Below are 6,886 nucleotides of genomic sequence, written 5' to 3'. Positions count from 1 at the left end.
GCAACTCCCGAAGACCCCATGCCCAGGGACGAAACCCCCTCCCGGAACACGCCTCACTTACGACATGGGGAACGATTGTCGGTCTGTGCGGTCAACGGTGGATCTTCAAGCAGGAAGTGACACCTGATGACAGACGTGACCGTACAGACCCTGTCCACGCTGATCACCGGGTCCCCGGCGTCCCGGTGATCGCGGGCTTGTTCGTTGATGTAGCGGAACTGTGCGTCGCGGTCCGGGTGCTGGCTGCCCTCGATTGTCTTGGTGTTGGCCTGCAGGCTGAAGCCCTCCTCGCGCAGCAGGTCACCGACGGTATCCGCACAGACGCGGTGGCCTTGCCGGGTGAGTTCGTCGGCGAGTTTGCGTGTCGACTTCGTCGTCCAGCGCAGCGGCGACATCGGCTCCCCGCGCATATCCGGCTCAACCAGCGTCAACAGTGCAGGTCGCAGTCCTAGATCCACCGCGGCGGCCCTCTTGCGCCCGCCGCCGGGGGGGGCGGACCCGACCCAGCGGCTCCGCACCCGCTTCCAGCTCGTCAACGCCGTTGCGGACGGTGGTCTCGCTGACCTCGGCCGCCCGCGCGACAGCCCGAATCCCGCCATGCCCCAGGGTCCGGGCCTCGGCCCCCATCAGCAGACGGCGCTGATGCTCGTCCAGGTGTGGGAACAACACCGCGAATCTCACGGCGAGTTGATCTCAAGTCTCCTACGACATGCCCATACCACATCAACGAGCCAGATCCACGGAAGCAACACCTTGATTCTCTGCGAGCTCTAACGAGTTCATGCACGGTAGGCGGTGAGATGTCGAGGGCTTCTGCGTGGCTCGGGGTTCACGTCTGCCGTGCCGATGTCAGGTCGGCAATCTGCTGGTGGGACAGCAGGGCTGCGATGGCTTGGACGGTGTCACTCATGTGCTCGCGGCGGCCGAGGTGGCGGGCCAGGGCCCGCCAGTTCTTCAGGTGGGCGATGCCGTGCTCGACCCGGATGCGTCGCGAGGAGTGTGCCTTGCGCTGGTGCTCGTGCATCTCCTCGTACCAGCCCGGAGCGTTCTTCTTGAACTTGCGGTGCGGTGGTGTCACCACGCGCCCGCCGGTCTGCGCGCCCAGGCCCCGGTAGCCGCCGTCGGCCAGGATCTGTACCGCGGGCCCGTTGGCGAGGAGCTTGACCAGCCCCAACTGACGGGCGTGCGTGATGTCCGCGCAGCTTCCGGGCTTGGCCGGGCTGCAGAACAGCACCCGGCCCTCCCCGTCCGTGACCACCATGGCCTTGACGGCGTTCTGCTTGCTCTTGCCGGAGATGAACCTGTCCCGGTCCTTGCGTCCGACGGCCGGCGCCCGCACCACCAGGTCCGCCCGCTGCACGAAGCCGTTGCCGAGCCGGTGCCCGGTCTCGGTCTCGGTCTCGGTCTCGGTCTCGGTCTGGAAGCCGAGCCGGTGGCCGATCCCGACGCGGTGGAGTTCGGCGGCCGTCGAGGTGACCGCCGCGGCGTGGTCGTCGTAGCCGGTGCCGAGCAGCTCCCCGGTGATCGGGTGGCACTTCGCCTCGCGCAGGACGGAGACCCGTATGCCCTTCGGCTCCAGCAGCTTCTTCGCCTCGCCGTGTCCTCGCTTGGCGAGCACCCACACCTGCCGCTGGTCTTCCTGGACCGATTCGATCCTCACCAGGTGGTGCTCCTCCAGATCCAGGAGGTTGTCCCGCGTGAGCTTGTCGTGCTGGTTGTCCGGACGGGTCAGCTTCCACAACTGATCGGGCGTAGCCCCCTGGAAGATCCCCAGTGCTTGCAGCAGTTCCCGGCGTCGAGGCTCGGACAAGGTTGAGCACAGCGTCAACCAGCGGCGGCGGCTGCTGCTCCTGCTGGACAAGCCGCAGCAGGTCGCGCACCTGAGTGCGCTGGCGCAGGTACCGCCGGCGATGTGGCTGTGGTCGTGCGGGGACAGGCATCAGGCGGCTGCCTCGTCGTTCTCATAGTCGCACATGGGCTGGACCTTCACGGCCGACGGGGAGGTGTCGTCGAAGCGGTAGGTCAGCCACTCGGCGGCCAGGCGGCGGGCCAGTTCGAGGCCGATGACACGCCGGCCGAAGATGAGGATCTGCGCGTTGTCGGAGAGAATCGCCCGCTCGACGGAGAAGGAGTCGTGTGCGGTGACCGCGCGGATGCTCTTGACCTTGTTGGCCGCGATGGCGACGCCGAGGCCGGTGCCGCACACCAGCAGGGCCCGGTCGGTCTCGTCGCGGACGACCATCTCGGCAGGCGACCAGGGGGCTGTCGTGCAGGTCCTGCTTGAGCGCTTCCTTGATCGCAGCCGCCGGAGGCGGCCGGTAGGTGGTGGTTTCCGCCATCGGCAGAGCCTCGCCGTGCGCGATGCAGCTCCGGTGCGCCAGGTATTGCGGTTGCCCCGATCAGCGCCACCGGTTTCCATTATCGTTCTTAGTGGTGCCTATGCGGTGAATTCCGCACAAGCGGTGTGACACCAGGTGGTCGGCACCTGCCGGGTGTGTGCTGGGACCGGGAAAGGAGCAGACCGTGCCGATCACCCGTCGCGATGTTCTCAAGCTGGGTGGCCTGGCCGTGCTGGCCGCGGGCGGCGCCAGTGCGGTCTCCGCCCGTACCTCCACGGCGTCGTCCGCCTTGCCCGATGCTTCGGGCAAGGCGGATTACACGGTGCGGATCGCGACCGGGCGCGTCGAACTCGCGCCGGACACGATCGTCTCCACCACGACGTACAACGGACAGTTCCCCGGTCCGCTGCTGCGGTTCACCGAAGGCCGCCCGGTCGTGGTCGACGTCCACAACGACACCGGCACCCCCGAGCTGCTCCACTGGCATGGCCAACGGGTTCCCGCCGAAGTGGACGGGGCTTCTGAAGAGGGCACCCCGTACATCCCCGCGCACGGAATGCGGCGCCTGTCGTTCACGCCCGGACCGGCCGGTTTCCGCTTCTACCACACCCATGTGGCAGCACATGGTGACCTGGCCCGGGGTACCTACACCGGTCAGGCAGGCCCGGTCCACATCGAGCCGAAAGCCGACCCAGGCGCTTACGACCAGGAGGTCTTCCTGGTACTGAAGGAGTTCGAACCCGCCCTCAGCCACGGCGGGGACATGGCCCAGAACTTCCTGGCCGGCTCCCCGGTGCCGGACCTGAAGCGCAGGGGCGAGAAGGCGATGGCCGACTCGCTGGCCCGGGGCATGCCACACGGCTACGAGGTCGGCTACCGCGCCTTCAGCGTCAACGGCCGTAAACTGGGCCACGGCCGGCCGATCAAGGTCAAGGCCGGGCAGCGTGTGCTGTTCCACGTCCTCAACGCCAGCGCCACCGAGATCCGCAGCCTGGCCCTGCCCGGCCACACTTTCAAAGTGGTCGCCCTCGACGGCAACCCGGTACCCCGCCCGGCCGGCGTGCCGGTGCTGTGGATCGGCACCGCCGAACGCGTCTCAGCGCTGGTGGAGATGAACCGTCCGGGAGTGTGGGTGCTGGGGGACCTGTCCGACGACGACCGTAAGAACGGCATGGGCACCGTGGTGGAGTACGCCGGCCGCAGCGGATCCCCGCGGTGGATCGTGCCGCCCCACTTCACCTGGGACTACCGCGACTTCGCCCGTCCCGGCTCCCCCGCCGCCCCGCCCGACCGCACGATCGACCTGCTGGTGGAGAAACGCAACGCCGCCGACAGGGGATTCAACATCTGGACCCTCAACGGTGTCCCCTTCTCCGTGGACACCAACAAGCCGGTGCTGGACATCGAGCGCGGCAGGCGCTACCGGATGCGGTTCCGCAACGCCACCGACGACATCCACCCCCTTCATCTGCACCGCCACACCTTCGAAGTCACCCACATCGCCGGCACCTCCGCCCACGGCTTGGACAAGGACGTGGTCATGCTCGGCGGCTACCAGACCCTCGACTTCGACTTCACCGCCGACCAGCCGGGACTGTCCCTGTTCCACTGCCACCAACAGCTCCACATGGACTACGGGTTCATGACCCTGCTCCGCTGCTCCTGACCCCGCCACCCGCCACCGCACGGGCGGTCAGTACCAGGCAGCCGCAGCGCGGCGAACGCCACACGCGGCAGCGCCCACCGCCACACCGCGGCACCTGTCACGACCGAGGCCAGGAGCAGGGCGAACGCCCGGATGAGGCAGCCCGTCGGGCCCACGGCGGAACTCACCTGGCACGCCCCTCGTCACGGTCGGAGTCCAGGCACGGGCGCAGTACGCGGGACACCCGAAGAGGACTCCCGCAACTACCATCGCCCCCACAGCGGCCTCGGTGGCCAGATCCCCTACGAACACCCCCAGCAGAAGATCACGACCCAGGCGTAATCGATCAACGCCAGTGGTACACCAAAGAGACAGACACCGTGCCGGGCGGACACCCGAGGAAGACGCGGCACTCCCACGCGCAGGTCAGCCCGGTCAGGAGCGGCTCCAGGAGCCGCTGTCGCATGCTGTGTCCATGGGGTTGTTCGCCGGGGATCCGTCCTGTGCCTTCTGCGGCATCGTCTCCGGCCGGGTGCCGGCCAGCCGCGTGTACGAGGACGAGCTGCTCCTGTCCTTCATGGACATCCACCCGGCCGCACCCGGAGACCTCCTCGTCATCCCCAAGATGCACGCGGCAGGTCTGGAGGACATCGACGAGGCCCTGATGGCCCGTCTGTTCCGCGTCGTCCACCTGCTGGCCCGGGCTCTGCGGCGCTCGGGGCTGCCGTGCGAGGGAGTGAACGTATTCCTCGCCGACGGTGAGGCCGCCGATCAGACGGTCTTCCACCTCCACGTGCACGTCTTCCCCCGCACCGCGGACGACCGGTTCTGCTTGGAGGTCAGGTGGCAGGAGCGGTCCCGTGCCGCTCTCGACCACGACGCCGCACTGATCAGGGCGCACCTGGACCGCGGCGGAGACCGCCGTGGGACTCCCTGACGTGCCAGGCTGCGGGGCGGACCGCTCACAGCACCTGCCGACGCTGAACTGCCGACGTTCTGGATCTTCGCTGTGATCCGCGCTCTCGGCGTGGTGTTCGTCGCCCAGCGGGGTTCGCAAGACGCATGGCCGTCACACCGCCGCGGTGGGTGAGGACCTCCGCAGGCGGTGGCACGTGCGGGCGAGGTGGCATCCGTGTGAAGCGCCTGCCAAGGTGGGCTACTCGTCCAGGGTGACGGCGAGGAGCGCGGCGTCGTCCTGCAGGTTTCCCCCGGTGTGCCGGAAGACGGCGGTGAGGAGAGCGTCGAGCACCGTGTCCGGATCGGACGGGAGGTGCCGGCGCAGCACCGGAACGGGGTCGAAGAAGGCACCGTCCGCGTCGCGGGCTTCGTCGATGCCGTCGGTGAACAGCACCAGGGTAGCTCCCACGGGCAGGTCGAACCGGTCGACCGGGACGTCGTTGCCGCCGAGAGCGCCCAGGCCCAACGGCAGCGACGGCGTGGTCGGCTCCAGGGGGCTCACCTTGCCCTCGTGGACCAGCAGCGGCGCGGAGTGGCCCCGGTTGGCGATGCGCAGCACGGAGTAGTCCGGGGGAAGCTCCGCGACGACGGCCGTGGCGAACGACTCGGCTTCCGGTCCGGTCGCCTGTCCGATGCCCGCCTGCATCCGATCCTCCAGCTGCCGGACGACGCCCGGCAGGTCCGGGCGGTGATCGCTGGCCTCGCGAAAGCAGCCGAGCAGGGCGTTGACCGTACGGATCGCCTCGAGCCCTTTGCCGCGCACATCGGCAAGAAGCATCCGGATGCCGTGGGGCGTCTCGTGAATCGCGAAGAGGTCCCCTCCAATGGCGGCCTCCTCATGGGCGACCTCGTACCGGGAGGCCACGGCCAGCCGTCCCACCCGACGAGGCGGATCCGGGAGTACCGCGCGCTGGACCGCCGCCGCCACCTCGCGGCTCGTTCTCAACTGCCGCCGGTCGCGTGCCAGCAGCACATTGAGGACCGCTGCGATGACGGTGAGAAGGACCAGGCTGGTGAACGGGACGAGGTCGGCGCGGGTCGGCTCTCTTTCCAGGTACACCAGGGCCAGCCCCGCGAGGTTCGCCGCCACCCCGGTGGCGATCGTCCCGCGCAGGGAAAGAACCGGCGCGGCGGCTCCGGGGGCGGCCGCGAGTACGGGGAACGTGTTGACGCCCCCCAGTGTGGAGAGGTCGAGGACGAACGCGCCGGTGATCACCGCGGCAGGCAGCCAGCGGAGCAACTGCCTCCTCTCCCTCGCTTCCGTGCGGCCGTTGCGCATCCTGTGTTCCTGATGTGGTCGTCCGGCGGATTCCGAGAACTACGGCGGGGAGTGACACCTACTGCGCGGCGGAGGACCGCTCCAGGTCGCGCAGCACGTCCATGACGCGGGCGGTGATCTCTTCGGGGCTGCCCGACACATCCACCGTAACCCCCGCCTCGTCCGGCTCCAGCGGCTGAAGCACAGCAAGCCGGGAGTCGAACAGCATCATGCGCATGAAGTGCCCCGCCGGCGCGCCGGCCACTCCTCGATGAGGACGCGGTCGCCCGTGAGGTGCACCAACACGATGCCGAAAGCCGCGACCCGCGGCGGCCTGGACGGCCCGGTGTTCCACTCCGATCATGGACCCCAGTACGGATCCCGGGCCTTCGCCGACCTCTGTGACCAGCTGGGGGTCACCGGGTCGATGAGTGCCATCGGCACCAGCGCGGACAACGCGGCCTGCGAAAATTTCCACGCGTCCCTGAAACGCGAGACCCTCCAGAGCGCCCGCGACTACGGCGACTACCAACGCCGACACCACGCGGCTGAGCTCACGCTCGCCGCGTGATCAACGAAGCGTGTCCACCATCACGGGGAAGGTCCGGTGCCTTGCCGGGCGGGTCGAGCCGGCGGGTGGAGATGTGCACTCCGTCGACCAGTCGCCCGCCCGAGGCCGTGACGGCG

At 68.8% G+C, this 6,886-nt stretch carries 5 protein-coding genes and 3 pseudogenes; 3 read left to right on the top strand and 5 right to left on the bottom strand.

The window, feature by feature from the left end:
- Positions 1-152 precede the first annotated feature (152 nt).
- The 3 genes and pseudogenes from DEP02_RS30450 to DEP02_RS35135 all read right to left on the bottom strand — a co-directional run.
- Positions 153-627 (bottom strand): annotated as a pseudogene (locus tag DEP02_RS30450) (ISAzo13-like element transposase-related protein); the annotation flags it as partial.
- A 202-nt stretch (positions 628-829) separates the two neighbouring features.
- On the bottom strand, positions 830-1,810 hold the full coding sequence (locus DEP02_RS35140; protein ID WP_232839343.1) for a transposase family protein: 981 nt from the start codon (positions 1,808-1,810) through the stop codon (positions 830-832).
- A 129-nt stretch (positions 1,811-1,939) separates the two neighbouring features.
- Positions 1,940-2,248: pseudogene (locus tag DEP02_RS35135) on the bottom strand (RpiB/LacA/LacB family sugar-phosphate isomerase); the annotation flags it as partial.
- A 275-nt stretch (positions 2,249-2,523) separates the two neighbouring features.
- Between DEP02_RS35135 and DEP02_RS30430 the strand changes: the two are divergent.
- Both DEP02_RS30430 and DEP02_RS30420 read left to right on the top strand, forming a co-directional pair.
- Positions 2,524-4,005: a multicopper oxidase family protein gene (locus tag DEP02_RS30430; RefSeq protein WP_112470897.1), complete on the top strand. Its 1,482-nt coding sequence runs from the start codon at positions 2,524-2,526 to the stop codon at positions 4,003-4,005.
- A 454-nt stretch (positions 4,006-4,459) separates the two neighbouring features.
- The gene (locus DEP02_RS30420) at positions 4,460-4,921 is read left to right on the top strand and encodes an HIT family protein (RefSeq protein ID WP_112470895.1); all 462 of its coding nucleotides are present in this window, start codon (positions 4,460-4,462) and stop codon (positions 4,919-4,921) included.
- Between the two features lie 219 nt (positions 4,922-5,140).
- On the opposite strand, the gene DEP02_RS30415 is transcribed toward DEP02_RS30420, so the two are convergent.
- Complete coding sequence (locus DEP02_RS30415) at positions 5,141-6,220, bottom strand: PP2C family protein-serine/threonine phosphatase (RefSeq protein WP_112470894.1); 1,080 nt, start codon at positions 6,218-6,220, stop codon at positions 5,141-5,143.
- Positions 6,221-6,278: 58 nt separating this feature from the next.
- A pseudogene (locus tag DEP02_RS30410) lies at positions 6,279-6,526 on the bottom strand (gluconokinase); the annotation flags it as partial.
- Here DEP02_RS30410 and DEP02_RS30405 point away from each other — a divergent pair.
- Positions 6,507-6,770: a DDE-type integrase/transposase/recombinase gene (locus tag DEP02_RS30405; RefSeq protein WP_157977576.1), complete on the top strand. Its 264-nt coding sequence runs from the start codon at positions 6,507-6,509 to the stop codon at positions 6,768-6,770. The pseudogene DEP02_RS30410 and the gene DEP02_RS30405 overlap by 20 nt on opposite strands.
- The last annotated feature ends 116 nt before the right edge of the window (positions 6,771-6,886 follow it).

The organism is Streptomyces triticisoli (assembly GCF_003270085.1).
Lineage (GTDB): Bacteria > Actinomycetota > Actinomycetes > Streptomycetales > Streptomycetaceae > Streptomyces > Streptomyces triticisoli.
This window is presented reverse-complemented; position numbering and strand designations above follow the sequence as displayed.

Coding starts and splice junctions, on each gene's coding strand:
- DEP02_RS30415 (WP_112470894.1), bottom strand. CDS start 6,220: ATGCGCAACGGCCGCACGGAAGCGAGGGAGAGGAGGCAGTTGCTCCGC.
- DEP02_RS30405 (WP_157977576.1), top strand. CDS start 6,507: ATGCCGAAAGCCGCGACCCGCGGCGGCCTGGACGGCCCGGTGTTCCAC.
- DEP02_RS30420 (WP_112470895.1), top strand. CDS start 4,460: ATGGGGTTGTTCGCCGGGGATCCGTCCTGTGCCTTCTGCGGCATCGTC.